The sequence below is a fragment of the Corallococcus caeni genome (assembly GCF_036245865.1).
Lineage (GTDB): Bacteria > Myxococcota > Myxococcia > Myxococcales > Myxococcaceae > Corallococcus > Corallococcus caeni.
On record NZ_BTTW01000010.1, the window covers coordinates 141,169 to 166,576 of the forward strand.

Consider the following 25,408-nt stretch of genomic DNA (forward strand, 5'->3'; position numbering starts at 1 on the left):
CACGCCGGGGCGCTGAGGTGAAGCGCGGGTGGACGGGCCGGGGTGTGCGCTGGGCAGCGGCCTCCCGCGTCCGGGGTGTGCCCACCCGTAGGCCCCTGGACGTTCCCCTATGTCATCCGCTGTCTCCCGTTCGTCGCCCCGTTGGGCGGCGCGACTCGTCGTGTTCGCGGCGTTGCTGCTGTCCGCCTTCAGCGTGCCGGCCACCGCCGCCACCAACACGGAGGCCACGCAGAAGGCCATCCAGTTCCTCAGCGCGGACGTGGCCAACTGGACCACGTCGCAGAACTGCATCGCGTGCCACCGCCAGGGCGCGGCGGTGTTCGGCCTGTCGAGCGCCAAGGCCAATGGCTACAACATGGCGCAGGCCACCTCCAACGGCCGCACCATCCAGGGCAACCTGGACCTCTTGGGCGCGCGCATCAAGACGGACCAGCGGCCCGCGGGCAACTGGCTGCACGAGGGCAGCGCGTACCCCAACGAGAAGACGAGCTGGGCGTCCTTCGGCCTGGCGGGCTTCGACCAGTACGTGTCCACGCAGTACAGCAGCGCGCTGGTGATGGCGGCCAACTGGGCCGTGGGCATCCAGCAGGCCAGCGGCCGGTGGCCGGAGGACCACATCAACTTCCCGGTGGACCACGGCAGCGTGCCGCTGACCGCGCGCTTCATCGTCGCGCTGTCGCAGGCGAAGCAGCGCGTGGACCCGGCGAAGGCGGCGCAATACCAGACGGCCATCGACAAGGCGGCGGCGTACCTGCGCGCGAACCTCAACAACAACGACACGTCCGGCACCGGTGACGGCATGCCGTACACGTTCCAGAAGTCGTGGGCCATCGTGGGCCTGAAGGCCGCTGGCGCGGGCACGGGCAACGTGAACACCGCCGCCATCACCACGCTGGCGAACCAGTTGGTGGCCATGCCCGCGGTGAGCGGCAAGGGCTGGGGCAACCTGCCGTCGGAAGCGTCCAACGACTTCGCGACGGGCATTGGCGTGTACGCGCTGTGCCTCGCGGGCCTGGAGCCGGCCAGCAACGCGCGCCTGTTCAACGCGATTGAATGGCTGAAGTCCCGCCAGGCGGCGGACGGCAGCTGGGGTTCGGGCACGGCGACGCCGGACATCCCGACGACGTTCGCGTCGCTGGGCCTGGCGTGCTTCGGCGACTTCAGCGTGGAGGTGTCCGTGGTGGGCGAGGACACGAAGATGTTCCCCATCTACGACCCGGCCGCGCAGGAGACGACCTACACGTTCAAGGTGAAGAATCACGGCTACCAGGCGGACACGTACACGCTGAGCGCCGCGGGCGGCCTGCCCGGCTGGACGGCCACGCTGAGCCGCCCCACGGTGTTCCTGGCCTCCGGCCAGGAGTCCACGGTGACGCTGACGGTGCGCGCTCCGGCGAACCTGCTGCCCTCGCTCTTGTCGGAGGTCACGGTGACGGCGGCCTCGGGTGGCGCGCCGGGCGTGTCCGCTTCGGCTCGCGCGAAGACGTATACGCCTCCGCCGCCTCCGGTGACGGGCGTGGCGACGACGACGGCCATCCTGACGCCGGCGGCGAACGCGCAGGTGACCATTGGCCAGGCGACGCTGCTGTCGGCGCGCGTGCGGGATGCGTCGAACAACGTGGTGGTGGGGCCGCTGAAGGGCGTGGTGACCTTCTTCGTGGCGGGCGTGGCGATTGGCGCGGATGACGACGCGAACGGCGACGGCGTGTTCAGCCTGCCGTGGAGCATCGCGACGGACACGTGGACCGCCACGGGGGCGCAGGACTACCGCGCGGTGTATTCCGGCGTGACGTTGCAGCCGAACAGCCAGAACCTGCTGGGCAGCACGGCGGCGCAGACGCTGAACATCAACGCCTATCCGTACACGCCGCCGGAGGTCATCATGGGCAACCAGCCCGCGTTCCTCCGCGAGACGACGCTGAACGCGTGGGGCTTCGTGAAGCCGGCCACCAACGGCGCGGTCATCACCTACGCGGCGTTCATCGTGAACGGCGGCACGCCGGTGGTGGTGAACCCCGAGCTGAGCGGCGGTCTGGTCTACATCCCGGTGGAGCTGGTGGAAGGGCCGAACATCATCCAGCTCACGGGCCGCGACAACCTGGGCGGCGTCACCACGAAGCAGATCAACCTGACGGTGGACCGCGTCCCGCCGGTCATCACCATCCAGTCCCCGGTGCAGGGCCAGGTGGTGGGCGGGCTGGTGGACGTGACGAGCCTCATCGACGACCGGACGCCGACCCGCGTGGAGACGCAGTGGGTGAACACCACGCTGCTGGAGTTCGGCACCGGTTCGGTGACGCACCCGGTGAGCCTGCCGAACTTCGGCGAGCAGGGCATCCTGGTGCGCGCGACGGACTCCGCGAACAACGTGACGGAGGCCGTGGTGCACGTGTTCGTGGACTCCGGCACGCCCACGGTGACGACGGACCCGGCGGACGGGGCCACGTTCGGGCCGCGCGCCAACAACACGCTGCCGTATGTGATTCGCGTTTCGTCCGTGTCCGCCACGACGGTGAAGCTGGGCGCCCAGCAGTTCCAGCTGCCGCGCGGCGGCGGTGAAATCCAGACGTCGGTGACGCTGGCGTCGGGCGTGAACACGCTGACCATCGACGCGACGAACGAGGCGGGCCGCACGACGCGCGTGACGCGCACGGTGCGCTACGACACGCAGGCGCCCGTGGCGACGCTGGTGACGCCCGCTCCGGGCAGCACGGTGAGCGGAGTGGTGACGCTGACGGCGCGGGTGACGGATGCGCTGAGCGGCATCAAGAACGTGGCGTTCACGCGGGACGGGTCGGGCATCCGCGCCGGCACGCTCCAGTCGAACGGCACGTGGATCGCGGAGCTGGACACCCGCGAGCTGCTGGATGGCACGCACACGGTGGACGTGTGGATGACGGACGCGGTGGACAACTTCGTCATCCAGAGCTTCAGCTTCACGGTGAAGAACAACTAGTCGTCTGTCATTGACGGCGATGCCCCAGCGGGGCGGGAGGTCCTCACGGGCCTTCCGCCCCGTTGTCTTTGGGGGTGTCATGGGCCGCATGGACGCACACAGGGCCGGCGTTTGGATGTTGTTGTTCGTGCTGCTCACGGGCTGCGCCGGTGGGCCCACGGTGCGGCTGCGCACGGAGCGGGGGACGCGGACGTATGCGCCGGTGAGCTGGGACCGGCGGGTGCCGGTCAGTGCTCGGGAGTTCGAGGAGGCGCTGGTGCGGCTGGTGTTGGATGTACCGCTGACAGTGCGGTCCCCAAGGGTGGTGCGCGCGGTGGCCAGGAAGGGCGCGGAGCTGGACCGGGGACTCGGGTTCATGCTGCGGGAGCGCTACGGGCGGTGGTGCCGGGTGCATGAGGCTCCAGGGGACTGTCTGTCGTTGCTGGAGGACGGCGCGGGCTTCAACGAACTGGACCGGTTGACGCTCGCGGTGGGCATGTCGTTGGACCCGCTGCGCGCGAGCATTGGGGACGCGCTGGAGGACACGCTGAACCCGGCGTTCTTCGTGTCCGTGGTGTCGGGAGCGATTGCGTCCTGGGTGGTGCTGGCCGCTGCTCCGGAGCCCGTGTTCACCAAGGCCGCGGCGGTGATTGCCGCCGTGTTCCTGGCGTACGTGGGGGTGAAGTCGTTCCTCACGGTGGTCCGGGCATGCGGTGCGCTGAAGGCGGCGACGGACCGGGCACAGACGTTCCAGGAGCTGGAGGAAGCGGCGGACGCGTTCGCGCAGACACTGGGGCCGGAGGTGGCGCGCATCTTCGTGCTCGCGGTGACGGTGCTGGTGAGTCACGGCGTGACGGTGGGGTTGTCATCCGCGCTCACGTTGATGCCGGGTTTCCCGGATGCGGTGCGGCTGGGCACGGCGCAGGCAGGCTTCAGTGTGGCGCGCGTGCTGGACGTGAGCGCGGTGGCGGTGGTGGACGGAGTGGTGGAGGTGACGCTCGCGTCCACGGCGGTGACGATGGCGGCGGTGGGCCCGCCTCCTCCGAGCAGCTCAGGAGGAGGCCCGGGCAAGTGGGTGCAGGTGAATGAGACGATGTCCGACCGCGCCCGCGAGTATCAGGCCCAGGTGACCGGAGCGCCGAAGGGCTCCGCGTACCGGATCAAGCAGGGGGACGAAGAGGTCGACTTCGATGGCTTCGACCCGAAGGAGGACCTCCTGCTGGAGGCCAAGGGTGAAGGCTACGCGAAGTTCATCCAGGACAACATGACCCTGAAGGAGTTCTACCGGGGCTTCAACAAGGTGCTTGCCCAAGCGCAACGCCAGCTCGATGCGGCAGGAGGACGGCGCATCCGCTGGATTGTCGCGGAGGAGCGGTTCGCCATGTTCCTCCGCAGAGCCTTCGAGGCGAACAACTACCCCATCGAAGTGGTATCCGTTCCACCAATCCGCTGAGGCATGCTGAAGCCATGATGGAGACGTATTACGCAGGCTGTTACTGGCTGGCTCGTCTGGAGCCAATCGAGTCCTGCGCTCAGCGCCTTGAATTCTTTCTCGAGAAGTTGGCCCCGCTCGAGCCAACCTGGAACCGCTGGCATCAATCCGCGGCAACCTTTGAAAAGGCACGCAAGCGACAGGTTCAGCCAGATGCCAAGACACTCGCGAAGCTCCTGGGCCAGAAGAGCAACCGGCTTCGCGACAGCTCCAGCTTCTGGCTCTGGGCGGGCGAGACCCCAGATGAGACCTCGGCGTTCAATGGCAGGTGCGGTGGCTCCTCGATGCACGTGAGCTCCGCCTGCATCCTCAATTCGCTGGGCCAGAGTGAAGTCGCGCAGCGTGTCGTGACCGCCCCCGTCCTGACCGGCCTGGTGCGCGCCATGGCGTTCGCGTGGGAACCCGAGTTCGCCATCGCCACCTCTCATGCGCATCAGGAACGCCTCTCGGCGGGCCAGTTCTCAGCGGCTGGCACCTTCGTCGGCTGGGTCACCTACCTCGCCGACTTCCGCGGGCCCGTGCCCCCGCTGCCCTCCCCCGTCCAGGTGGAGCACATCCCGGACCGGGGCACGCTCATCACCCTCACGCAGGAGAAGTTCTCCGCCTCCAACCCCGCCCACGTCGCCCTCGCCGCGGACGTGCAGGCGCGCCTCCAGGCCGCGGGGCTGCTCACGCCCCTGCGCCCCTGGGGCACTTGAAGCCTCGCCTTCAGCGCCCGGGCTTCGACAGGCGCCGCAGCAACACCTCGTGCGCCGGGTGGCGGGCCACCATCGCCTCCGCGCCCGGCAGCTCGAAGTCCGCGAAGTCGAACCCCGGCGACACCGTGCAGCCCACCAGCGTGTACGCGCCCAGCGGCTCCGCCGCCTGCAGCACCCCCGCCGGCACCAGCACCTGCGGCTGATGGCCCTGCGTCACGTCCCGGCCCAGCACCGTGGACTCCAGCCGGCCGTCCTCGTGCACCAGGTGCAACGCCAGCGGCTCGCCGTCGTGGAACAGCCACAGCTCGTCCGCGCCCACCACCCGGTGCCACGCGGAGAACTCCCCCCGCTGCAGCAGATAGTAGATGGCCGTCCCCGCGGACCTGCGCCCCCGGAGCGTCTGCACCTGGAACGCCGCCCGGTAGGTCTCCCGGTAGTAGCCGCCCTCCGGGTGGGGCTTGAGGTCCAGCCTGCGCACCAGCTCTTCGACCATGGTGAGCCCAGTCTAACGCCGCGCCCCCTCAGGGCTTCTTCTTCTGCTGCTGCATCGCGGACGCCACCAGGTTCATCAGCTTCAGCTGCACCGGCGTCAGCCGCCGCAGGTTGCGCATCAGCCGCCGCATCTCCGGCACCTCCTCGTCACCGCGCGGCCGGGGCTTCTCCTTCGGCGGCGGCGCCGCGAACTCGTCCCCCAACCCCAGGAGGTCATGCGGCGGGATGTTCAGGACGACGCACAGGCGGCGCAGGTTCTGCACGCTCGGCAGCATGTGGCCGCGCTCCAGCCGGCCGTACACCTCCGACGCCATGCCGATGCGGTCCGCCACGTCCGCCTGCGTCAGGCCCAGCTTCACCCGCACCGTCCGCGCCGCCGCCCCGAGGATTCCCGCCAGTTCAGTGTCCATGCCCTTGCCAGTCCCCGGTGCGAAGCGCCTCCATGGCCTCGGCCGCAGGGCATAACCCTGAAGGTCGGGTCATGTCACCTTACCTCTGGCGTTTTTTCCCACCTCCCACCAGGGCCGGCCCCCCCTCTGGCCGCACGGGCGCGGGCCCTCTCAGGGCGTGGGCTCCGGCACGGGCGAGCGCCGGCGCTCGGCCGCCGTGAACAGCAGCGCCATGGGCAGCCCCAGGAACACCGCGTGCCACACAATCTGGAGGAACTGCGGGACGCTCAGCAGCCAGGGGAAGTAGCCGCGCCCCAGCAGCTGGAAGTCCACCAGCCACACGAAGATGCCGAAGAGCATCCCCACCGCCGCCTGGAACTCCCAGCGCCCCCGCCCGTCCACCGGCAGCATCGCGTCCAGCAGCGAGTACACCACGCCCCAGCCCGCCGTGAGGACCAGGTGCACCCCCAGCCCCACCGCCACCGCCAGCGCCGTGGACACCTGCGGCGTGAAGGCCGGCGGCCCCAGCACCACCGCCGCGCTCATCCGCACCGGCACGAGCGGCCCCTCGCCCGCGGCCACCGCCAGCGCCGTCTCCGCCAGCGCCAGCAACACGCCCGCAGCCAGGCCAAACAACAGCCCGTTCGTCACCGACCAGGGGGTGGGAGTCCTCGGCGCCATGGGTGTGCCTCCTCGGGGGTGCGCGGGCGCCGGAAGCGGGCCCGTCCGTTCAACGCTGCGCACCCCCGCGGAAGGGGGCAGCCGCCCCGCGCCGGTGGCCCGCCCCAGCCCCACCCGGACGGGCGGACGGGGGCCCCACCTCCCCCTCCCAGGCCTGCCACACGGACAGTCATTTCTTCCCCTACGATTCGGACGGGCCCGTAACTTCTTCAGACGTCGGCGCCGACCCACCGCGAAAGTGCCCGGAATTCCCGGGAGCAGAGGGTGGGCACGCCGTTCGCAAGACAGGAGACACGTCGAGGAACCGAACCCGTGTCCCAGTCTTCCGCAAGAAACCGCCTGGTCCTGCCCTACCGCGTCCACTACGCGCCGCCCGCGTGGCGGGAGGTGGGTCGCATGTCCTCGGAGGCGTTCGAGGCCCTGCAGCAGACCCTGGCGCGGCTGGCGGAGCGGTCGAAGAACCACGACTCGGTGGCGGGACCCGCGCGGCACCGCGTGGAGGGCCACGACCTGGAGCTGCTCTACGAGCGGGACCCCCGCGCCAGCACGCTCACGCTGCTCGCGGTGACGCGGGTGGGCTGAGCCCCGGGCCCGGCGCGGGCCCGGGGTCCGTCAGGCGGTGCGGCCGGACAGCCGCCCCACGGTGGCCACCAGCTCGTCCGGGACGATGGGCTTCTTCAACAGGCCGCCCGTGTCCGGCAGCGGCTCCACGCCCACGCCCGACAAGAGCAGCACCGGCACGGCCTTGAGCCGGGGCCAGTCCGCGCGCAGGTGGCGCAGGAACTCCGGGCCATCCATCACCGGCATCCGCAGGTCCAGGAGGATGAGGCTGGGCGCGGGCAGGTGCTGGAGCTCGTCCAGGGCCTCGCGGCCATTGGCGGCGACGGCGACCTCGTAGCCTTCGGCTTCCAGGATTTCGGCGATGGCGGCGCGAGCATCCTCGTCGTCCTCCACCACGAGCACGGGCTTGTGCGGCACGGGCTTGGCCATGTCCCGCAGCATAGAGACCCCCTCCCCCATACGGACACGCCTTCCCGGAAAACCCCGACCACTGGTGGACAGATGACTGCCTCCGAGGATGACCCCCCCGGGCCCTGGGCGGCCACTCCGGGAGGTCCGGGGGCCCTTGCTCCGGCGGCATCGTTTGGGCAAAAACGAACCCTCCGGTCCATCATTCGCCGCCGGCTTTCGCCCCGGGGGTTAGGACTGCGGGGCATCACGCAGGGGAAGCAGGCTCGCAAACGTGTGCTCCCTCACGGGTTCCTCCCACCAGGGGAGCCCGGGGGGTTAGCGGGCCCCGGCGCCCCTTCCTACCTTGGGCCGACCATGTCGCTGAGGAGCCTGGAGCAACCCATCCCCCGTGCCCGCGAGGCCTCGCCCTGGAAGGCCCGTGCCTGGCGGGAGCTGGAGGCGGGGCGCGAACGCATCCAGGCGATGCTCGCGCCGCTGCCGGAGGCGGAGCTGATGCGGCAGCACTCGCCGCTCATGTCCCCGCTGGTCTGGGACGTGGCCCACGTGGCCAACTATGAAGAGCAGTGGCTGTTGCGCACGCTGGGGGCCCCGGCCTTCACGGACCCCGCGTTCGACGCCATCTACGACGCCTTCCGCCACCCGCGCGGCACCCGCGCCACGCTGCCCCTGCTGGAGCCGGAGGCCGCCTGGGCCTACGCCACCCGCGTGCGCTCGGCCGTGGCCGCGCACCTGGAGACGCTGCCCGAGGACAGCGCGGATCCGCTGCTCCACGGCGGCTTCGTCTTCGGCATGGTGGCGCAGCACGCGCAGCAGCACGCGGAGACGCTGGCCGCCACGCTGCAACTGATGACGCAGGTGGAGTACCGCCCGCTGGAGGGGCCCCGCCCCCGGCCCGGCGCCGTGCCCCAGCACGAGGTCTTCATCCCGGGCGGCCCGGTGCACCTGGGCAGCGACGACGCGTGGGCCTACGACAACGAGCGCCCCCGGCACGTCGTGGACGTGGCGCCCTTCCTCCTGGACGCGCACCCCGTCACCACGGGGGACTTCCTCGTGTTCGTGGAGTCCGGCGGCTACGAGGATCCGCGGTGGTGGGATCCGAAAGGCTTCGCCTGGATTCAAGCGGAGCGGATCCGCCACCCGCTCTTCTGGATCCCGCAGGGGAACCACGTCTGGCTGCGCCGCCGCTTCGGCACGGTGGAGCCGCTGCCCAAGGACGAACCGGTGCAGCACGTGTCCTGGTACGAGGCGGACGCGTACGCGCGCTGGGCCGGCAAGCGCCTGCCCACGGAGGCCGAGTGGGAGAAGGCCGCGCAGGGCAGTGACGGCGTCTCTCGCGCGCACCCCTGGGGGGACGCCGCGCCCACGGACGCGCACGCCAACCTGGGCGGGACGCGCTGGGGCCCGTCGCCCGTGGGCAGCCACCCCGCGGGACGCAGCGCGGACGGTGTCTTCGGCCTCCTGGGCGACGTCTGGGAATGGACCGCCAGCGACTTCCAGCCGTACGCGGGCTTCCAGGCCTTTCCGTACCGCGAGTACTCGGAGGTCTTCTTCGGCGACGCGTCCAAGGTGCTGCGGGGCGGCGCCTGGGCGAGCGCGCCGGTGGCAGTGCGCAACAGCTTCCGCAACTGGGATTTCCCCATCCGCCGGCAGATCTTCGCCGGCTTTCGCTGTGCACGGGACGTGAGGTGAGGGTCGCATGAGGATGAGGACGGAGCAGGGCGAGTCACGCGTCGCGGAAGGCGGCTCGGGGCCGGGCGTGAAGGTGGACGTGCACGTGAAGCCCGGGGACGCGCAGCGCGCGCTCCGCGCGGAGGTGCTGGAGGGGCTGTGCCGCGGGCCCAAGGAGCTGAGCCCCAAGTGGCTCTACGACGAGCGCGGCAGCCAGCTCTTCGACGACATCACCCGCCTGCCGGAGTACTACCCGACGCGCCGCGAGCGCGAAATCCTCCGCGCCCACGCGGACGACGTCGCGCGGCTGAGCGGCGCGGACACGCTGGTGGAATTGGGCAGCGGCACCAGTGAGAAGACGCGCCTCTTGCTGGACGCCATGGACGCGGCCGGGCAGCTCCAGCGCTTCGTGCCCTTCGACGTGAGCGAGGCGTTCCTGCGCAAGGCCGCGGAGAACCTCTCGCGCGAGTACCCGCGCATCACCGTGCACGCGGTGGTGGGCGACTTCGAGCAGCACCTGGGCCGCATCCCGGGCGGCGGCCGGCGGCTCGTCGCGTTCCTGGGCGGCACCATCGGCAACCTGAAGCCCGCGCAGCGCGCGCTGTTCCTGCGCGAGCTGGCGTCGGGGCTCAAGCCGGGGGACGGGCTCTTGCTGGGCACGGACCTCATCAAGGACCGCGAGCGCCTCTTCGCCGCCTACAACGACAGCGCGGGCGTGACGGCGGACTTCAACCGCAACGTGCTGCGCGTGCTCAACCGCGAGCTGAAGGCGGACTTCGACCCGGAGGCCTTCGAGCACCTGGCCCCGTTCGACGAGGCGAACAAGTGGATTGAGATGCGGCTCATCTCCCGCAAGGCCCAGTCCGTGTGGCTGGCGGACCTGGGGCGGCGCGTGGACTTCGCGGAGGGCGAATGTCTGCGCACGGAGGTGAGCTGCAAGTTCTGTCGCGAGCAGGTGCAGGCGGAGCTCAGCGACGCGGGCCTCGACCTGGCCGCGTGGTGGACGGACGCGGAAGGGGACTTCGCGCTGTCGCTGGCGATGAAGCGCTGAACCCGGAGTGGCTGGGAGGAGGGGCCGCCCGGCGCTGCTTCCAGCGCGCCGGGCCCGGGCCCGAATCCGGGGGACGACAGGTGCCGCGGACGGCCTAGCGGCGGCGCGGCGGATTGCGACGCACGGGCACCGGCACCGGGGCCGGCTGCTGCGCCGGGCGGGTCCACGCGGCCCAGAGCGCCGCCGCCGCGGTGATGACCAGTCCCCCCGCCGCTGCTAGCTGCTCACCCAGCGGCCCGATCTCCACGGCGGCCAGGGGGAGGGGAAGCATCTCGGTGAGCGTCATGCGCGGACTCCTTACGAGGGGGCACAGCGTGAAGGCCGGGGCCGGGCGGGCGCTCGACACAGGCCGGGAAGGCTAAGGTTAGGAAGTCGGACGGCTTTGGGGAAGTCCTGGAGACCTCAGCTGGCGGGGCGTGGACGGAATTGCACCCCGGGCCGGTCCCGAAGTCCATCCCCTCCCCGTGCCAGTCGCCAGAAACATCACCCGTCTCACGTAATGGGGACACCCGGGCCGCGCAGGACGTTCCCGAAATGCTCCGGGCGCTGTCGCTTATCGGCCTTCCGGGTGGCGCTTCTTCCACTCCACCTTCATGCAGTGGTCCTGCACCACGCGGATCCCCGCGCGGGCCAGCCGCTCGGCCGCGGCGTCGTTGCGGATGCCCAGCTGGAACCACACGGCATGCGGCTTCTTCGCCAGCATCGCGTCCACGTGCGCGTCGATGTCGCCAGGCCGCAGGAAGACCTGCACCACGTCCACCTCTCCGGGCACGTCCTTCACCGACGCTGAGATGGGCTCGCCCAGGATGCTCCCCTGCTCGCCGTGCGTGGGTACGGGCAGCACGGTGAAGCCGTGGTCCTTGAGGAACTTCGGGATGGCGTGCGCGGGCTTGTCCGCCTGGGCCTCCGGGCGGATGCCCAGCACGGCGACGCGCTTCGTGCGCGCGAGCAGCGCGTCGATGCCCGCCGCGTCTTCGATGAGGTTCTTGCGCCAGTCGTCCATGGGTTGCGCGCTCCTTCTGGAAGGAGGCCGCGAGCCCGGTGGACTTCAGCGGGGCGCGGCCTGGACCTGGATGGTACGGCAGGCCTCGGTGGCCAGGCGGACTTCCTCGCTGGAAGCGCCGGGCAGGCTGGCGCAGAGGAACAGGTCGTCCCCCACGCGCCGGGCGCCGAAGAACGCGGGCGCCTCCGCGCCCAGGCCGCCGTCACCCAGTGACGGGGCCATGGTCACGCGCAGCAGGGAGAAGGAAGGGGTGTCCTCTTCCTGGTCCAGCGACAGCGTGAACTGCTTCATCTGCTGACGGACGGTGTCCGCCAGCTTCTCCGAGGAGGGCATGTCCTCACCCTGCCCCGGCTTCAAATCCACGCGCAGCGCCGGGCGGCCGGGAGGGCCCGCCTGGAAGCTGCCGTCGGTGGCCACCTGCGCGGACCATCCCGGCGGCAGCGGCACCTTCACGCCCGAGCGCAGCCCCGCGTCCTCCGTCAGCCCTTCGACGGACGGCTTCTCCTCCGAGCAGCCCTTGCAGCCGCCCCACAGGACGCCGAGCGAGACGAGCGAGACGAGCCCGAGGCGTTCAAGCCCCGGGACCTTCCGCGCGCTGGACGCGGGCACGCGCACCGCTACTTCTTCTCTCCGGGCGCGGGCGGGTTTCCGCCGCCCTTGCCCTGGCTCCGCATCTTGGAATTGCCGTCGAAGGACGCGCCGCGCTCCATGGTCAGCGCCGGCGACTCGATGTCGCCGCGGATCTGCCCCGTCGCCTTCAGCTCGATGAGCTGCGTGGCGCGCACGTTGCCTTCCACGGTGCCGTTGATGATGACGGTGCCGGCCTGGATATCCCCGTTCACCTGGGCGCCATCACCAATCACGAGCACGTCCTTGGTGATGATCTGCCCCTTGAACTTGCCGTCGATGCGGACCTGCCCTTCGAAGGAGAGCTTCCCCTCGAACTCGCTTCCCTTACCCAGAAGCGTGTGAACCTCACCCGGACGCGTTGACACGAAATCCTCCTCCCGTTTGAACAGGGGCTTGCTGGGTGCTTCGTCCTTCTTCCCGCCAAGGAGCGCCACGCCCTACTCCTTCCTCAGAAGCTTCAACAGCCTGTCCAGGTCATCGTAGGAGAAGAAGTCGACTTCCAGGGTGCCTTTTCCCGGGCTTTTCTCCGTCAGACGAACCTTGGTGCCCAACCGGCGCTGCAGCTCCTCGGTGAGCGACTTCACCTGGGGGCTCACCTTGGGCGCCGGCTTCCCGGCGTCCTTGCCGCCCTTCGCGGACTTGCCCTGCTGCACCAGCCGCTCCGTGTCGCGCACGGACAGCTTCTTCTCCGTCACCTGCTTCGCCAGGTTCTGGAGCTCCGGCAGCCGGGGCACGCCCAGGAGCGCGCGCGCGTGGCCCATGGACAGCGACCCGTCCGCCACCATGGCCTTCACGTCCGGGGGCAGGGCCAGGAGGCGCAGCGCGTTCGCGACGGTGGAGCGCTCCTTGCCCACCTTCTGGGCCACCTGCTCCTGCGTGAGCTTGAACTCCTCCACCAGGCGCCGGTAGCCGTCCGCCTCTTCGATGGGGTTCAGGTCCGCGCGCTGGAGGTTCTCCACCAGGGCGAGCTCGAAGGACTCCGCCTCCGTGACCTCGCGCACGATGGCGGGGATCTCCTTGAGCCCCGCGGCCTGGGAGGCGCGCCAGCGGCGCTCGCCCGCGATGATGAGGTAGCCGTCACCGCCCTTGTTCGGGTTCTTGCGGACGAGGATGGGCTGGAGCAGGCCCTGCGCCTTGATGGACTCGGTGAGCTCGTGGAGCTTCGTCTCGTCGAAGTGGCGGCGGGGCTGGAGCGTGTCGCGGTGGATGGACTCGATGGCCAGCTTGAGCACGCCGGCCTTCGGAGGCGCGGCGGGCGCCGGAGCGGCGGGGGCGGCCTGGGGGATGAGGGCGGAGAGGCCCCGGCCCAGGGCGCGCTTCTGGGTGTCTGCGTTCTTCTGCACGGCGGTTGGGAACTCCCGCGCCAGCGTGGGGCCGGCGAGCATGGGCCTGGTGGTTCACGGCGAACCGGGCACCCGGTCCCGCCATTCACGTCTAATAAGGAGGGCGGTCAGGCGACCCGGCGCTTGGACGGCTTGGGCGAGTCCCGGCGCATCAGCTCGCGGCCCAGGGCGAGGTAGCTCTCGCAGCCCTTCGACTTGATGTCATAGAGGATGATCGGCTTGCCGAAGGACGGGCACTCGGACAGGCGCACGTTGCGCGGCACGACGGCCTGGAAGACCTGGTCCTTGAAGTAGCCGCGCACCTCGTCCACGACCTGGTGGGCGATGTTCGCCCGCGCGTCGAACATGGTGAGCAGGATGCCCTCCATCTTCAGCGAGGGGTTGAGCCCCTGCTTGACCAGGTCGATGGTGTGCGTGAGCTGGGAGAGGCCCTCGAGCGCGTAGTACTCGCACTGCAGCGGGATGAGGACGGAGTCCGCGGTCACCAGCGCGTTGAGCGTGAGCAGGCCGAGCGAGGGCGGACAGTCGATGATGATGTAGTCGTACTTGTCCTTGAGCGGCAGCAGGGCTTCGCGCAGGCGGAACTCGCGGCGCTCCTGGTTCACCAGTTCCACCTCCGCGCCGGTGAGGTCGGGCGTGGCGGGGATGACCTGGAGGAAGCGCAGCTCGGTGGGGTGGATGAGCTCGGAGGCGGGACGGCCGCCGAGGAGCGCGTCGTAGACGGTGCCGTTGAGGGAGTCGCGCTTGAGGCCCAGGCCGCTGCCCGCGTTGCCCTGGGGGTCCATGTCCACCAGCAGGGTGCGGCGCTCCGCGGACGCGAGGCTCGCGGCGAGGTTGATGGCGGTGGTGGTCTTGCCCACCCCGCCCTTCTGGTTGGAGATGCAGATGATACGACCCACGTGGCCCATCCTCTCTCGCCCCGGCTGACGCCAGAGCCCCGCCCGCGGTTCGCGCGGACGTGCGCGCGAATCGGGGCCTGATCAGGCAGCTAGCACGGGGTTCGAGGACGGATCAATTTCCCATCCGTAAGCAGGCCCCTCCCGCTGCCCGGCCCCTCGCTCGGGGGCCTATGCGTGGCCGCGAGGGGGTGGGAATGGGCGCGGAGGAGGGGGTCGGGGCGTGCCTGCTCGGCTGCTCTTGGGCGGGGGTTTTCGGGCCGGCGGCGGGTGGTTGGTTTTTTCAGGGGGTCGCGCGGGGCGAACTTCGGGGTCGGGCTCCGGAGGGTTTCACGGGTCCGCCGTTTCACGTGGAACGGGCTGGCCCCACGGGTCCGTGAAGCCGGCGGAGTTCGCGGGGGCCGGGGCGTCGCGGATGCGGGGCGCGGGTTCCGGATGGGCGGCCAGTTCGAGATTCGGGGTCGGTGGTGTGGAAGCCGTGCTGTCGGTCCGGGTGCCCGCGTCGGCGTTGGGGCGGAGTCGTTCCGAACGGCCAGCGACCGCGCGTTCCGCATCCGCGTTTCATGGGCCTGACCTTCAACGTCAGCGATTCATGAGGAGTGGCTCCGCTACCGCGCCGGGTTCCGTGACGGCATCGCCGCGACGAGCATGGAAGGAGCCGCATGCGCGCGTGTGGACTTCGCGCGGTTCGCGGCAGCACCGGATGGCGTCCGGTTCGACGCGCCCTCCGGATGCCCTTCTTCGCTCCGCCCCCCGGATGCGCTCCCCTCCTCCGCGTCCTCCGGATGCACTCCCCTCCTCCGCGTTTTCGCGGCGCCGACGTCGGCGTGCGCGATGCCGCAATGGCCGGGACCGCCGCGGCGTCATGTCGGCCCATCGTTGGAGGATCCGGCTGGGCGATGGCCGCGCCCGTGGTTCCACGTGGAACACGCATCGGCGAGGACATGCGCCATCGACCATCCATGCCGACTCCGTTGATGGGCTGGCCGTTCCTGAGTCCCACCGGAGGCATGAACCACCGCGCCTGGAGCGGCCCCCATCCTCACGGCTCCGCGTCCGTCCGGGCTGCGGATGCACCGGCGTGCTCCGCGCGCGGAACGGAATGGATGGAGCTGCCGGGCATCCCCATGGAACGGCGAAGAGGTCGACCGAAGTCATCGACCTGAGGCTGTCGCTGAGGCTGTCGGCTTCGGTTCGCGGAGCCGCGCTTCACGACGACCGCGTCACGGGATGCGGGTCCGTGCTCATCACACGTGACGGCGCCGGCGTTCAGGTCAGCGCCGCACGGAAGTAGCGGGTCGTAACGGCGCGGCGGTCCCCGCTTCGGACCGGCCATGCGTTTCACGTGGAGCACGCGCCATGTCGTGGCGCCCACCACGCCGCGAAGCACGGCCCGGCGCCTACCGCGAACCACGCCAGCCGAAGCGACCTTCTGAAGACGTGTCGCCTCACCCCTCATCCCCACGCGAGCACGGTGCCGCGCACGGGAGGTCCGAAGCCTTCCCACCGAAGGCGGTCTTTCCACATGAAGGGTGCGCCGGCGGCGCTGGTTCGCTTCACGGACCGGAGAAGTCGAAGGCGCTCCATCCAGGCCGGGCGTTCCACGTGGAACACGCTCACGCATGGATGGGCGCACGATGAGGCGACGGCCCGTCATCCGGCGTGGGCCCGTTCCTGCCATCACGAGCACTCGCGCGACGACTGACCTTCGGCCGCACATGGCCGCGCCCGCCCCCCATGCGGAGGACACGACAGGACGTTCCACGTGGAACACGCCAACGCTTTCACGAGCACTCGCGCGACGACGGTCCTTCAACTGGCGTGGCCCCGAGCGACCCCGTGCGGAGAACACGACAAGACGTTCCACGTGGAACACGCCGACGCCTTTACGAGCACTCGCGCGACGACGGTCTTTCAGCTGGCGTAGCCCCAACCGACACCAGCGCGGGCGCTGACAGGACGTTCCGCGTGGAGCACGCCAACGCCATCGCCATCACCCGCTGCGGCAACCGCTCGTGAGTAGGCGCAGGTCCATCCAACACGGAGCAGTGAAGACAGGGCGGGCGTTCCACGTGGAACACGCGCACGTCATCGCGGCCGCTCGTCGCGACGGCCTTGAGGCAGTTCGCGTGGACGACGCCGGCTCAAGCCACGGATCCGATGCGGGACGTGCCCCCTGGAACGCGCTCAAGCCGTTGCACGCACAGCGCTTCAAAAGAACGGTCCGCGCTTCCTAGGAACGAACTCACCATGGACCAGACCCAAGTGGAGGTTCCACGTGGAACACGCAGGCGGCTTCTCAGCACCATGCCCGTTGAAGACACCGCAGCCAGGGCCGGCGGATCCCCATGGAACACGCGCGCTTCTTCAAGCACCACGAACCGGGGGAGCGGTCTTCATTCTCCGGCGCGTGGTGCTGCGCCAGGCATGAGTTTCCCGTGGAGCAGGGCCACGCATCTACATGGCCTCGCTGCGCGGAACGGTCAGTGCTTGAAGTGGATGTGCTCGTCATCCGCCGTGCATCGAAGTCGGGACGTTCCACGTGGAACAGGTCCCGGAGCCGCATCCGCGACTCCCCTGCTCCGCATGACGGTCGAGGAAAGAGCAGCCGACCTGGCGCTTCCTTCCACTCATCTTCGCTTCGCATCCGCACGCAACAGCCGACGCGGCGAGCAGCACGCGGATCCGCTGCATGCGGGTCCTCGCATGGGTGCGGTGAATGCTTGATGCGCGGCCCTTCATGAAGTCCCCCGGCCACCTCCAGGGAACGCATCCAGCACGCCGCCCCTCACGCTGAAGGCCGGAGTCCGAGCGACCAACGGAGCCCCTCCTTGAGGTGTGTTCCACGTGGAACATGCGGGACCGGATGCTCGCCACGTCCCCTGCCCTGCGCTTCATCAAGCGCTTCAAGCCGGGCACTTCCACCACCGCGTCGACCAACTGGATACCGCTCCACTTGCTCGCAGGTACTTCGACCGGAGCCTCCGTGCGGACCGGAAGCCGCCCGTGTTCCACGTGGAACACCGTTCGACCGTGCGGCCCTTGCTCCCCATGGCGGCCTGTCCGTCAGCACCTGCTTCACAGGTTCGGACCCGGTTCGACGACTTCGCGCTCGTGCGCAGGTTCGGAAGTGCGGCGTGAAACGCACCGTCATGCACATGCCCGGTCCGGAGTTCCGACCGTCGGACCACGCCGGAACAACGGTGCGCGCTTCGTCCCCCGCGCACCGGCTCTCAGCTTCCACACGGGAAGGCGCCTTCACGCTCTCGGTGCCTCAACCCTGGGCTTCACCGACCAGACCTTCCGGCACCGCGTGTTCCACGTGGAACATGGCCAGCCATCCACGCGCCCCATCAACGCGGGGCTTCATGACGGGATGAGGCTGGAGGTTCCGCACAACAAAGGGGGGGACGCGTGGATCCATCGCCGCCGCATCTGCTTCATGCGTCCCGCGTCGGCAGTGCGGTTCACAGTGAGGCGTGTCCCCTGCCCTGCCTCCAGCGCTTCGCTTCATCCGGAGGCCGCGCCGGGGAACCGTTCCACGTGGAACATGGAGCGTCCCGCTCATTCTCATGACCCGAGCTTGGGTCCCAATCCCTGCGCTTCAATTCATCCACAGGCCGCACTGAGCACCGTTCCACGTGGAACGTGGGGCCTCGTGAGCACCGACCCGTGGACCTCGGAAATCCATCCACCGTCAGGCTCTCGCTGCGCGAACCCGGCTGTGGACGTTCCACGTGGAACACGCGCCGCCGCGATTTGCCTCAGCGTGACCAGGCGGCTCGCTGAAGCACGACGCGGTAGCCGTCCGGATCCTCGAAGGTCCTTCCGTTCGCGTCCCAGTACGGATTGCGCGACGGCACCGGCGCGAAGCCGGCGGCCTCCATGCGGTGGACTCGCGCCGACCACGCTTCCGGGTCCGGCACGTAGAACACCAGGAGGTGGTCCTCGGACGGGGCTCGCGGCGCTGGGTGTCCGCGCTCCACCGTGAACTCCAGGTGATACGGCGCACCCAGGTGCCCGAGCATCACGCCGTCGAACCCCGCGTGGTCCTCGAATCCTCCGAGCACCTCGAAGCCCAGCCCGTCCCGGTAGAAGCGCACCACCGCGTCCAGGTTCGTGGTCGGCCTCGCGACCCGCAGCTTCACCGTGTCCATGCGCAGCCCTCCCCTTCCGGAAACCGCATCCGAGTGGTGCCACACATCGGATGAGTTGACGCTCTTTTCGCGCGGCGCTCGGGCCTGCACCATGGGCCCATGACCACGAAACAGCAGCCCCTGAACTCCGGCTTCGGCGCGACCACCACCGCTCGTGAGGCGCTGGGCAACACGCGGCTGGATGGCATGGTCGCCATCGTGACCGGCGGCTACGCGGGCATCGGCCTGGAGACCACCCGCGCGCTCCAGGCCGCCGGTGCCACCGTCATCGTCCCCGCCCGGACACCCGACAAGGCCCGCGCCGCGCTCACCGGATGGGAGCGCGTGGAGCTGGAGCAGCTCGACCTCATCGACCCGGCTTCCGTTGATGCGTTCGCATCGCGCTTCCTCGCGTCCGGCCGGCCCCTGCACCTGCTCATCAACAACGCGGGCGTCATGGCCGGGCCGCTCCGCCGCGATGCGCGCGGGTTCGAATCCCAGTTCGCCACCAACCACCTGGGCCACTTCCAGCTCACCGCCCGGCTCTGGCCCGCGCTGAAGCAGGCGAACGGCGCGCGCGTGGTGTGCTTGTCGTCGCGCGGCCACTTCTTCTCCGGCGTCGACTTCGAGGACCCCTTCTTCCAGCAGCGCCCCTACGACCCGTGGGTCGCCTACGGACAGTCGAAGACCGCGAACATCCTCTTCGCTGTCGGGCTCGATGCGCGCGGCGAAGCCCACCGCGTGCGCGCGTTCGCCGTGCACCCCGGCGGCATCCTCACGGAGCTGGTCCGGTCCATGCCCGAAGAAGAGGTCCGCGCCTCCATCGAGAACTCCAACAAGATCGAACCGCTGAAGACGCCCGAGCAGGGCGCCGCGACCACGGTCTGGTGCGCGACCAGTCCCCAGCTCGCGGGCAAGGGTGGCGTCTATTGCGAGAACGTCGACATCGCCGTGATGGCGCCCACCGATGCCACGGTCCGGCGCGGGGTGAAGGACTTCGCCGTGGATCCGAAGCGGGCCGACCGACTGTGGTCCGCGAGCGAGGCGTGGACCGGCGTTCGCTTCAACCCGTGATGCGCGGTCCTGGATGGAGTGTTCGAACCCCTGTCGAACGCCGCCCCGCGGATCCGGTGTCACACCCGGACCTGACCGGGTGACTCAAGGCCGCGGAAACAGCTTCCACGCGCGCTCCAGATGGAGCCCGGGACGCAGCGCATGGAAGGACACGCGCAGCTCCCGCCCGTCCGGCTCCGAGTACGTGAGCGTGACGTTCGATCACCTTCAGCATGGATGGGGTCTCCACCACGTCGTGCTCGCTCCAAAGGCGCGCGAACTCCGGGCTCGCGGCCTGGAGCTTCTCCACCAGCGCATCGAACCCGCTGCGGTCCGCGGCCCTCGCGGCGTCCAGCCGGAACCCCGCCACGGCCCGGCGCACCGCCTGCGCCCACGTCGGCATGCTCGCGCGACGGTCCGGATTCATGAACAGCTCCCACAGCGCGTTGCGCCCCCCCCGGAGCAGGCCGTGCCAGGTCCGAATAGAGGACCGTTGCCGCCGCGTTCCACGCAATGAGGTCCCAGCGCCGCATGGAGACCAGCGCCGGAAAGGGATGCGCGTCGAGGAGCCGTTGAAGCGCGTCGCTGACCGGATCCGCTGCGCTCACGGCCCTGGGCGCGGGCCGGCCGTGCGCCAGTTCGAAGATGTGCAAACGCTCCGTCAGCGTGAGCCGGGGCGCGGCCACCAAGCGCTCCAGCAGCGGCTCCGAGACGTGGATGTCCCTCCCCTGCTCCAGTCACGTGTACCCACTGACGCCCACGTCGGCGAGGCGGGCCAGCTCCTCGCGCCGCAGGCCCGGCGTGCGCCGCCGCGAACCGGAGCGGAGCCTCACGTCCTCCGGCCGCACGCGCTCACGGCGGCTGCGAAGAAATCGCGTGAGCTCTGCGCGCCCGGGGCTGCGGGCGGAGTCCGTCATGCGGCCGCACGTCAGGCCATCACTCCACTCGGGGCACAGGCCCACGCGGCGCGGACCTTGAGCGCGGCGCGGTCTCCCTCCTGCCCGACGCCGCCCAACTGGTCCGACTGTCGGACCAGTTCATCGGGTGCGCCACCGCCGAGCGGTCCAGCAGGGTGCTCTCTTCGGATCACCCTGCTGCTCCCTGCCCGACGCCGCCCCAACTGGTCCGACTGTCGGACCAGTTCATCGGGTGCGCCACCGCCGGGGCGGCCCAGCAGGATGCTCTCTTCGGATCACCCTGCTGCTCCCTGCCCGACGCCGCCCCAACTGGTCCGACTGTCGGACCAGTTCATCGGGTGCGCCACCGCCGGGGCGGCCCAGCAGGATGCTCTCTTCGGATCACCCTGCTGCTCCCTGCCCGACGCCGCCCCAACTGGTCCGACTGTCGGACCAGTTCATCGGGTGCGCCACCGCCGGGGCGGCCCAGCAGGATGCTCCCTTCGGATCAATCCGTGACGCGGATCCGCGTCACCGCTCCAGCTTCGCCATCGGCCACTGAAGCAGGCTCGGCGTTCTCGGGAGCGGGCTCGCGCTGGCCCCTGCCCCCTCGAAGTTTGATCAAGCCGGGAGTGCCCTCCCCTACCCCTTCGTGAACACCGCGACCTGACGCTCGGCGCCGGAGAACGGGAGCCGATACGCCCGGGCGGACACCACGCGCAGGTTGCGCTCCGCCGCGCGCGCCTGGAGTTCCGCGTCCGTCTGCGCCTTGCCCAGCATCGCCACCACGCGCCCACCCTCCTCCACGTACGCGGGCGCCAGGCCGAGCCAGTCCGGCAGGTCCATGAACGCGCGCGCGATGAGCACCTGCGCGCGCGGGATCCCTTCCGTCTCCGGCTTTCCTTCCGCTCGAGCGTGCAGCCCGCGCACCCCGGTGAGTCCCAGGCTGGCGGCGGCGGCCTTGATGAACGCGATCTTCTTGCCCACCGTGTCCACCAGCGTCACGCCCAGGCCCGGAAGCGCCAGCCGGAGCGGCAGCCCCGGGAAGCCCGCGCCCGCGCCCAAATCCAGGAGCGACGTCGCGCCCGTCACCTCCGGCAGCACCGCCAGCGAGTCCAGGAAGTGCTTCTCCAGCACCTCCTCCGGCGCGGTGATGGCCGTGAGGTTCACCTTCGCGTTCCACTTCAGGAGCTCCGCCATCAGCCGCTGGAGCTGGGGCCCCACGTCCGGCCCCACCGTCACGCCCAACGCACTGCATCCGGATGCCAGCTGATCTGAGAACCGCGCGTTATCCACAACACCTCCACCCCGAAGGGCCCTTCAAGTCCTTGGAATCACTCAGGGGAAATCCATCCCCAGAATTGTCCACACGTTATCCACAACCCTCTTCCTGATCACTTGACGGCCCCTGCCCGCGCTTGAGCGCGACCAGGAGCAGCGACACCGCGGCCGGCGTCAGGCCCGGAATCCGCCGCGCCTGCCCCACCGTCCCGGGCCGGTGCGCGGACAGCTTCTCCACCGCCTCCGTCCCCAGACCGCGCACGTCCGTGAAGCGGAACGCGTCCGGGATGCGCCAGCGGTCGGTCGCCTCCGCCTCGCGCGCCGCGGCCCGGGCGGCCTGGGCGATATAGCCCTCGTACTTCACCTCCACCTCCACCTCCTCCGCCACGTCGGAGGTGAGCGCCGGGAAGTCCTCGCGCTCCTGCGCCAGCTGCGCGTACGTCACCTCCGGGCGCTTGAGCCGCATCGCCAGGCCGGTGCGCTTGAGCCGCGCCACCTCCGCCGTCACCGCGTGGGCCCGCGCTTCGGCGCGCTCCAGGGCCTCCTTCGGCAGCAGCCCCACGCGATGCCCGTGACGCGCGAGCCGCAGGTCCGCGTTGCCCTCGCGCAGCTTCAGCCGGTGCTCGGAGCGGCTGGTGAACATGCGGAACGGTTCGTCCACGCCCTTCGTCACCAGGTCATCCACGAGCACCGCGCCGTGCGCCTCGTCGCGGCCCACGGCGAGCGCCGGTTCGCCCTTCACCTGGAGCGCCGCCTGGATGCCGGCCCACAGCCCCTGGAAGGCGGCCTCCTCGTAGCCGGAGGTGCCGTTGAGCTGCCCCGCGAAGTACAGGCCCGCGACGGCCTTCGTCTCCAGCGTGGGGTGCAGCTGCGTGGGCGGCGCGTAGTCGTACTCCACCGCGTAGCCGTAGCGGACCACCTCCACGCGGGACAGGCCGGGGATGGTGCGCAGGAAATCCAACTGCACGTCCGCGGGCATGCTGGTGGACAGGCCCGCCGGGTACACGAGCGGCGACGTGGGCCCCTCCGGTTCGAGGAACACCTGGTGCCGTTCGCGCGCGGCGAAGCGCACCACCTTGTCCTCCAGCGACGGGCAGTACCGGGGCCCCCGCCCCACGATGTCCCCCTGGAACAGCGGCGAGCGGTGCAGGTTGTCGCGCAGGAGCCGGTGCGTCGCCTCCGTCGTCGCGGTGAGGCCGCACATCACGGCGGGCTGACGCGGAAACGGCAGGCCCTCTTCCATCCGCGTGCGCCAGGAGAACGGCCGCACGCCGGTGTCCCCCGGCTGCGGCGTGACAGCGTCCCAGTCGATGCTGTCCCGGGACAGGCGCGCGGGCGTGCCCGTCTTGAAGCGGCCCAGCGTGAAGCCCAGCGCGTGCAGCGACTCCGACAGGCCGCGCGCGGCTTCGTCCCCCAGCCGGCCGCCGACCTCCTTCTGCTCGCCCACGTGCATGAGCGCTCGCAGGAAGGTGCCGGTGGTGAGGAGCACCGCGCGGGCCACCACCTGCGTGCCGTCCCCCAGCACGACTCCCTTCACCCTCCCCTCCTCCGCGACGACGGCGGCCACTTCACCCTCGCGCACGGTGAGGTTGGCTTGCGCGAAGAGGACGGCCTGCATGCCGGCGGCGTAGGCGTCGCGGTCGCAGAGGACGCGGGTGGCCTGCACGGCGGGGCCCTTGGAGGGATTGAGCGTCTTGACGTGCGTGCCCGCGAGATCCGCCGCGCGCCCCATCTGTCCCCCGAGCGCATCCAGCTCGCGCACCAGGTGGCCCTTGGCGGTGCCGCCCACGGCGGGGTTGCAGCTCATCACGGCGGCGCGCTCGCGCTTGAGCGTCACGCCCAGGGTGGACAGGCCCATGCGCGCGCACGCGAGCGCCGCCTCGCAGCCCGCGTGGCCCAGCCCCACCACGACGATGTCGTATCGGAGTTCCATCGCGTCCCGGGGGGTATCACGCCCGGACGCGTCCGTGGCAAGCCGGGGCGCGAGGACACCGTCCACCCGGCGGGTTCCTCCCCTGCCCGGTCCCCGGGCCCAATCACAGACATGCCCGACGAGTTCGGGAGCACGCGAGGCGGACGGTGGGAGGGGTAACAACGCCGCCCGCCTCGCGCGCACCAGTCATCGTGGATCCGTCAAGGGCGCGCCGGACACACCGGTGGCGTCTCTGGCCCGTCGACGGCGATGGCATCCATGGGACCTGCCCGCACGAGTCCCCCGGCCCTCGTGCCTTCACATGGCGTCGCACACACGGGGGGCCAAAGCCTGCCCAGGCGGTGAGGGCGCATGGGGGTTTCGGACTCGAACCAGCGAGGCCGGCGGACCGCCCGTGTGCGCGACGGGGAAGGGTATAGCGGGGGGGTCTGACATTCCGGATTCCGGGCCCTTCACCGAGGGCCCGGAACCGCACGGCGTCAGCGGGTGACCGGGGGATTCGACTGGCTGGGGCAGTGCACGTTGTCCGGGCAGCGCCCCTCGGACTTCGGGATGCACGCGCCACAGCACTCCATCTCGTCCGGCCGGCACGCGGGGACGCACGCACCGCACTGGACCACGCCGCCGCAGCCGTCGTCCGCGGTGCCGCACCTCAGCCCCAGCGAGGAGCACGTCGCGCGCTGACAGACGCAGCGGTCGTCCACGCAGGACTCGTTGGGTTTGCACCCGGGAGTGCAGGTGCTGAGGGGGCCATGGGGCTCCTTCTTCGGCTCGACGGGCACTGGCGGCGCCACGCAGCGCCCCTGGGAACAGGTGCCGGCCTGACAGTCGCCGCAGTCGATGAAGCCGCCGCACCCATCCGGCGTCCGGCCACAGGCCACCATCGCCTGCGAGCACGTGGCCGGCGCGCAGCCGTCCGGCGCCACGTTGTCCCGCGACGCGCGCACGGCGCCGCCACCGCTCGGCGTGCACCCGCCCCACAGTCCCAATGCCAGACACAGTCCGGCCCACCGGCCCAGGCTCCGCACCACTTCCATGTCATCCACTCCCCGTGCTCCCGGAAGGGGGCCACACCGGCCGGCCCGGGAGCTACGAACGACCCCATCATGCGCACGCCCGGGCTGGATGTCCGGGTCCGTGCGAGAGGGCAGGGGAGGGGAGGGCGCTTCAGCGCTGGATGAGACCGCGAGCACCTTCGATGCGCTGCGCGTCGGTCCGTGCCTCCTGCTGCTTGCGAGGCGTGGGCACGTCCAGTCCGCGCTGCGAGGCGGGGCGGTTCTCGATGGCGGCCAGCCACCGCTGCACCCCGGGCAGGCCGTCCACGGACACGCCGGCCCAGTCGTGCGAGCGCACCCACGCCCAGTTCGCGATGTCCGCGATGCTGTAGTCCCCGGCCAGGTACTCGTGGTCCTTCAGCCGGCTCTCCAGCACCGTGTAGAGGCGGCGCGTCTCGTTCTGGTACCGGTCGATGGCGGGCTGGAGCTTCTCCGGGAAGTAGCGGAAGAACACGTTGGCCTGCCCCTGCATGGGGCCCACGCCGGCCATCTGGAACATCAGCCACTGGATGACGCGCGAGCGGCCCTTCGCGTCCGTGGGCATCAGCCGGCCCGTCTTCTCCGCCAGGTAGATGAGGATGGCGCCGGACTCGAAGACGGCGAAGTCGCCCTCCGCGCGGTCCACGATGGCGGGGATGCGGCCGTTCGGGTTGATGGCCAGGAACGCGGGCTGCTTCTGCACGCCGGTGGAGATGTCCAGCGCATGCACGGTGTACGGCAGCGCCAGCTCCTCCAGCGCCACGGAGACCTTGAAGCCGTTCGGCGTGCCCCACGTATACAGGTCAATCATGTCACCCTCGCTTC

The 25,408-nt window shown here is 70.4% G+C and carries 24 protein-coding genes and 1 pseudogene; 7 read left to right on the top strand and 18 right to left on the bottom strand.

All coding sequences use genetic code 11. The features are described from left to right. Positions 1-109: 109 nt before the first annotated feature. The 3 genes from AABA78_RS33520 to AABA78_RS33530 all read left to right on the top strand — a co-directional run bounded on the left by AABA78_RS33520 (position 110) and on the right by AABA78_RS33530 (position 5,125). Positions 110-2,956, top strand: coding sequence for an Ig-like domain-containing protein (locus AABA78_RS33520; RefSeq protein ID WP_338269453.1), 2,847 nt, complete (start codon positions 110-112; stop codon positions 2,954-2,956). An 88-nt stretch (positions 2,957-3,044) separates the two neighbouring features. Next, a complete protein-coding gene (locus AABA78_RS33525) occupies positions 3,045-4,388 on the top strand; it encodes a restriction endonuclease fold toxin 5 domain-containing protein (RefSeq protein ID WP_440588520.1) in 1,344 nt (447 codons plus the stop codon). 14 nt (positions 4,389-4,402) lie between these two features. Continuing rightward, positions 4,403-5,125 carry an immunity 52 family protein gene (locus tag AABA78_RS33530; protein ID WP_338269457.1) on the top strand — a complete coding sequence of 241 codons (723 nt, stop codon included), beginning with the start codon at positions 4,403-4,405 and terminating at the stop codon, positions 5,123-5,125. Positions 5,126-5,135: 10 nt separating this feature from the next. Here the strand turns inward: AABA78_RS33530 and AABA78_RS33535 are convergent, their stop codons facing one another. The 3 genes from AABA78_RS33535 to AABA78_RS33545 all read right to left on the bottom strand — a co-directional run bounded on the left by AABA78_RS33535 (position 5,136) and on the right by AABA78_RS33545 (position 6,687). Beyond that, on the bottom strand, positions 5,136-5,618 hold the full coding sequence (locus AABA78_RS33535) for a cupin domain-containing protein (RefSeq protein WP_338269458.1): 483 nt from the start codon (positions 5,616-5,618) through the stop codon (positions 5,136-5,138). Between the two features lie 28 nt (positions 5,619-5,646). Continuing rightward, entirely contained in the window at positions 5,647-6,027 is a 381-nt protein-coding gene (locus tag AABA78_RS33540) for a helix-turn-helix domain-containing protein (protein ID WP_171422232.1), read from the bottom strand. A 150-nt stretch (positions 6,028-6,177) separates the two neighbouring features. Then, a complete protein-coding gene (locus AABA78_RS33545) occupies positions 6,178-6,687 on the bottom strand; it encodes a hypothetical protein (protein WP_338269460.1) in 510 nt (169 codons plus the stop codon). Between the two features lie 312 nt (positions 6,688-6,999). On the opposite strand from AABA78_RS33545, the gene AABA78_RS33550 reads away from it, so the two are divergent. Then, a complete protein-coding gene (locus AABA78_RS33550) occupies positions 7,000-7,269 on the top strand; it encodes a hypothetical protein (protein WP_338269461.1) in 270 nt (89 codons plus the stop codon). A 30-nt stretch (positions 7,270-7,299) separates the two neighbouring features. On the opposite strand, the gene AABA78_RS33555 is transcribed toward AABA78_RS33550, so the two are convergent. Beyond that, the gene (locus AABA78_RS33555; protein ID WP_338269463.1) at positions 7,300-7,677 is read right to left on the bottom strand and encodes a response regulator; all 378 of its coding nucleotides are present in this window, start codon (positions 7,675-7,677) and stop codon (positions 7,300-7,302) included. 336 nt (positions 7,678-8,013) lie between these two features. Between AABA78_RS33555 and egtB the strand changes: the two genes are divergently transcribed. Together egtB and egtD are read left to right on the top strand one after the other, a co-directional pair. After that, positions 8,014-9,348, top strand: coding sequence for an ergothioneine biosynthesis protein EgtB (gene egtB / locus AABA78_RS33560; protein ID WP_338269464.1), 1,335 nt, complete (start codon positions 8,014-8,016; stop codon positions 9,346-9,348). 7 nt (positions 9,349-9,355) lie between these two features. Beyond that, positions 9,356-10,378 (top strand): L-histidine N(alpha)-methyltransferase, encoded by a 1,023-nt coding sequence (gene egtD / locus AABA78_RS33565; RefSeq protein WP_338269465.1) that lies wholly within the window; start codon positions 9,356-9,358, stop codon positions 10,376-10,378. Between the two features lie 94 nt (positions 10,379-10,472). Here egtD and AABA78_RS33570 read toward each other — a convergent pair whose 3' ends face one another. From AABA78_RS33570 to AABA78_RS33600, 7 genes are all read right to left on the bottom strand, one after another. Beyond that, positions 10,473-10,649: a hypothetical protein gene (locus AABA78_RS33570; protein ID WP_244222173.1), complete on the bottom strand. Its 177-nt coding sequence runs from the start codon at positions 10,647-10,649 to the stop codon at positions 10,473-10,475. Positions 10,650-10,931: 282 nt separating this feature from the next. Beyond that, positions 10,932-11,381 carry a CoA-binding protein gene (locus AABA78_RS33575; protein WP_338269466.1) on the bottom strand — a complete coding sequence of 150 codons (450 nt, stop codon included), beginning with the start codon at positions 11,379-11,381 and terminating at the stop codon, positions 10,932-10,934. A gap of 45 nt (positions 11,382-11,426) precedes the next feature. Continuing rightward, complete coding sequence (locus tag AABA78_RS33580) at positions 11,427-11,996, bottom strand: hypothetical protein (RefSeq protein ID WP_338269467.1); 570 nt, start codon at positions 11,994-11,996, stop codon at positions 11,427-11,429. Positions 11,997-11,998: 2 nt separating this feature from the next. Then, on the bottom strand, positions 11,999-12,445 hold the full coding sequence (locus AABA78_RS33585) for a polymer-forming cytoskeletal protein (RefSeq protein ID WP_171421523.1): 447 nt from the start codon (positions 12,443-12,445) through the stop codon (positions 11,999-12,001). 3 nt (positions 12,446-12,448) lie between these two features. Then, entirely contained in the window at positions 12,449-13,354 is a 906-nt protein-coding gene (locus AABA78_RS33590) for a ParB/RepB/Spo0J family partition protein (RefSeq protein ID WP_338269468.1), read from the bottom strand. A gap of 107 nt (positions 13,355-13,461) precedes the next feature. Next, positions 13,462-14,253, bottom strand: a complete 792-nt coding sequence (locus AABA78_RS33595) for an AAA family ATPase (protein ID WP_171422258.1) — start codon at positions 14,251-14,253, stop codon at positions 13,462-13,464. 3,761 nt (positions 14,254-18,014) lie between these two features. Beyond that, entirely contained in the window at positions 18,015-18,407 is a 393-nt protein-coding gene (locus AABA78_RS33600) for a VOC family protein (RefSeq protein WP_338269470.1), read from the bottom strand. Positions 18,408-18,506: 99 nt separating this feature from the next. Here AABA78_RS33600 and AABA78_RS33605 point away from each other — a divergent pair, with 99 nt between their 5' ends. Next, on the top strand, positions 18,507-19,460 hold the full coding sequence (locus AABA78_RS33605; RefSeq protein WP_338269472.1) for an oxidoreductase: 954 nt from the start codon (positions 18,507-18,509) through the stop codon (positions 19,458-19,460). Here AABA78_RS33605 and AABA78_RS33610 read toward each other — a convergent pair. The 7 genes and pseudogenes from AABA78_RS33610 to AABA78_RS33635 form a co-directional block, all read right to left on the bottom strand. Beyond that, complete coding sequence (locus AABA78_RS33610; RefSeq protein WP_440588521.1) at positions 19,450-19,953, bottom strand: MmyB family transcriptional regulator; 504 nt, start codon at positions 19,951-19,953, stop codon at positions 19,450-19,452. The two genes, AABA78_RS33605 and AABA78_RS33610, sit on opposite strands and share 11 nt — an antisense overlap. Beyond that, a pseudogene (locus AABA78_RS39280) lies at positions 19,907-20,125 on the bottom strand (MmyB family transcriptional regulator); the annotation flags it as partial. The gene AABA78_RS33610 and the pseudogene AABA78_RS39280, both read right to left, overlap by 47 nt. A 51-nt stretch (positions 20,126-20,176) precedes the next feature. Then, the gene (locus AABA78_RS33615) at positions 20,177-20,356 is read right to left on the bottom strand and encodes a hypothetical protein (RefSeq protein ID WP_338269476.1); all 180 of its coding nucleotides are present in this window, start codon (positions 20,354-20,356) and stop codon (positions 20,177-20,179) included. A 621-nt stretch (positions 20,357-20,977) separates the two neighbouring features. Next, positions 20,978-21,631 carry a 16S rRNA (guanine(527)-N(7))-methyltransferase RsmG gene (gene rsmG, locus AABA78_RS33620; RefSeq protein WP_338269477.1) on the bottom strand — a complete coding sequence of 218 codons (654 nt, stop codon included), beginning with the start codon at positions 21,629-21,631 and terminating at the stop codon, positions 20,978-20,980. Positions 21,632-21,707: 76 nt separating this feature from the next. Next, entirely contained in the window at positions 21,708-23,549 is a 1,842-nt protein-coding gene (gene mnmG / locus AABA78_RS33625; RefSeq protein ID WP_338269478.1) for a tRNA uridine-5-carboxymethylaminomethyl(34) synthesis enzyme MnmG, read from the bottom strand. Between the two features lie 479 nt (positions 23,550-24,028). Beyond that, positions 24,029-24,586 (bottom strand): hypothetical protein, encoded by a 558-nt coding sequence (locus tag AABA78_RS33630; protein ID WP_338269479.1) that lies wholly within the window; start codon positions 24,584-24,586, stop codon positions 24,029-24,031. A gap of 130 nt (positions 24,587-24,716) precedes the next feature. Then, the gene (locus AABA78_RS33635) at positions 24,717-25,394 is read right to left on the bottom strand and encodes a glutathione S-transferase family protein (RefSeq protein ID WP_338269481.1); all 678 of its coding nucleotides are present in this window, start codon (positions 25,392-25,394) and stop codon (positions 24,717-24,719) included. Positions 25,395-25,408: the final 14 nt, after the last annotated feature.

Coding starts and splice junctions, on each gene's coding strand:
- AABA78_RS33540 (WP_171422232.1), bottom strand. CDS start 6,027: ATGGACACTGAACTGGCGGGAATCCTCGGGGCGGCGGCGCGGACGGTG.
- AABA78_RS33630 (WP_338269479.1), bottom strand. CDS start 24,586: ATGGAAGTGGTGCGGAGCCTGGGCCGGTGGGCCGGACTGTGTCTGGCA.
- AABA78_RS33535 (WP_338269458.1), bottom strand. CDS start 5,618: ATGGTCGAAGAGCTGGTGCGCAGGCTGGACCTCAAGCCCCACCCGGAG.
- AABA78_RS33520 (WP_338269453.1), top strand. CDS start 110: ATGTCATCCGCTGTCTCCCGTTCGTCGCCCCGTTGGGCGGCGCGACTC.
- egtD (WP_338269465.1), top strand. CDS start 9,356: ATGAGGATGAGGACGGAGCAGGGCGAGTCACGCGTCGCGGAAGGCGGC.
- mnmG (WP_338269478.1), bottom strand. CDS start 23,549: ATGGAACTCCGATACGACATCGTCGTGGTGGGGCTGGGCCACGCGGGC.
- AABA78_RS33555 (WP_338269463.1), bottom strand. CDS start 7,677: ATGGCCAAGCCCGTGCCGCACAAGCCCGTGCTCGTGGTGGAGGACGAC.
- AABA78_RS33605 (WP_338269472.1), top strand. CDS start 18,507: ATGACCACGAAACAGCAGCCCCTGAACTCCGGCTTCGGCGCGACCACC.
- AABA78_RS33615 (WP_338269476.1), bottom strand. CDS start 20,356: ATGACGGACTCCGCCCGCAGCCCCGGGCGCGCAGAGCTCACGCGATTT.
- egtB (WP_338269464.1), top strand. CDS start 8,014: ATGTCGCTGAGGAGCCTGGAGCAACCCATCCCCCGTGCCCGCGAGGCC.
- AABA78_RS33525 (WP_440588520.1), top strand. CDS start 3,045: ATGGACGCACACAGGGCCGGCGTTTGGATGTTGTTGTTCGTGCTGCTC.
- AABA78_RS33530 (WP_338269457.1), top strand. CDS start 4,403: ATGATGGAGACGTATTACGCAGGCTGTTACTGGCTGGCTCGTCTGGAG.
- AABA78_RS33575 (WP_338269466.1), bottom strand. CDS start 11,381: ATGGACGACTGGCGCAAGAACCTCATCGAAGACGCGGCGGGCATCGAC.
- AABA78_RS33600 (WP_338269470.1), bottom strand. CDS start 18,407: ATGGACACGGTGAAGCTGCGGGTCGCGAGGCCGACCACGAACCTGGAC.
- AABA78_RS33635 (WP_338269481.1), bottom strand. CDS start 25,394: ATGATTGACCTGTATACGTGGGGCACGCCGAACGGCTTCAAGGTCTCC.
- AABA78_RS33545 (WP_338269460.1), bottom strand. CDS start 6,687: ATGGCGCCGAGGACTCCCACCCCCTGGTCGGTGACGAACGGGCTGTTG.
- AABA78_RS33570 (WP_244222173.1), bottom strand. CDS start 10,649: ATGCTTCCCCTCCCCCTGGCCGCCGTGGAGATCGGGCCGCTGGGTGAG.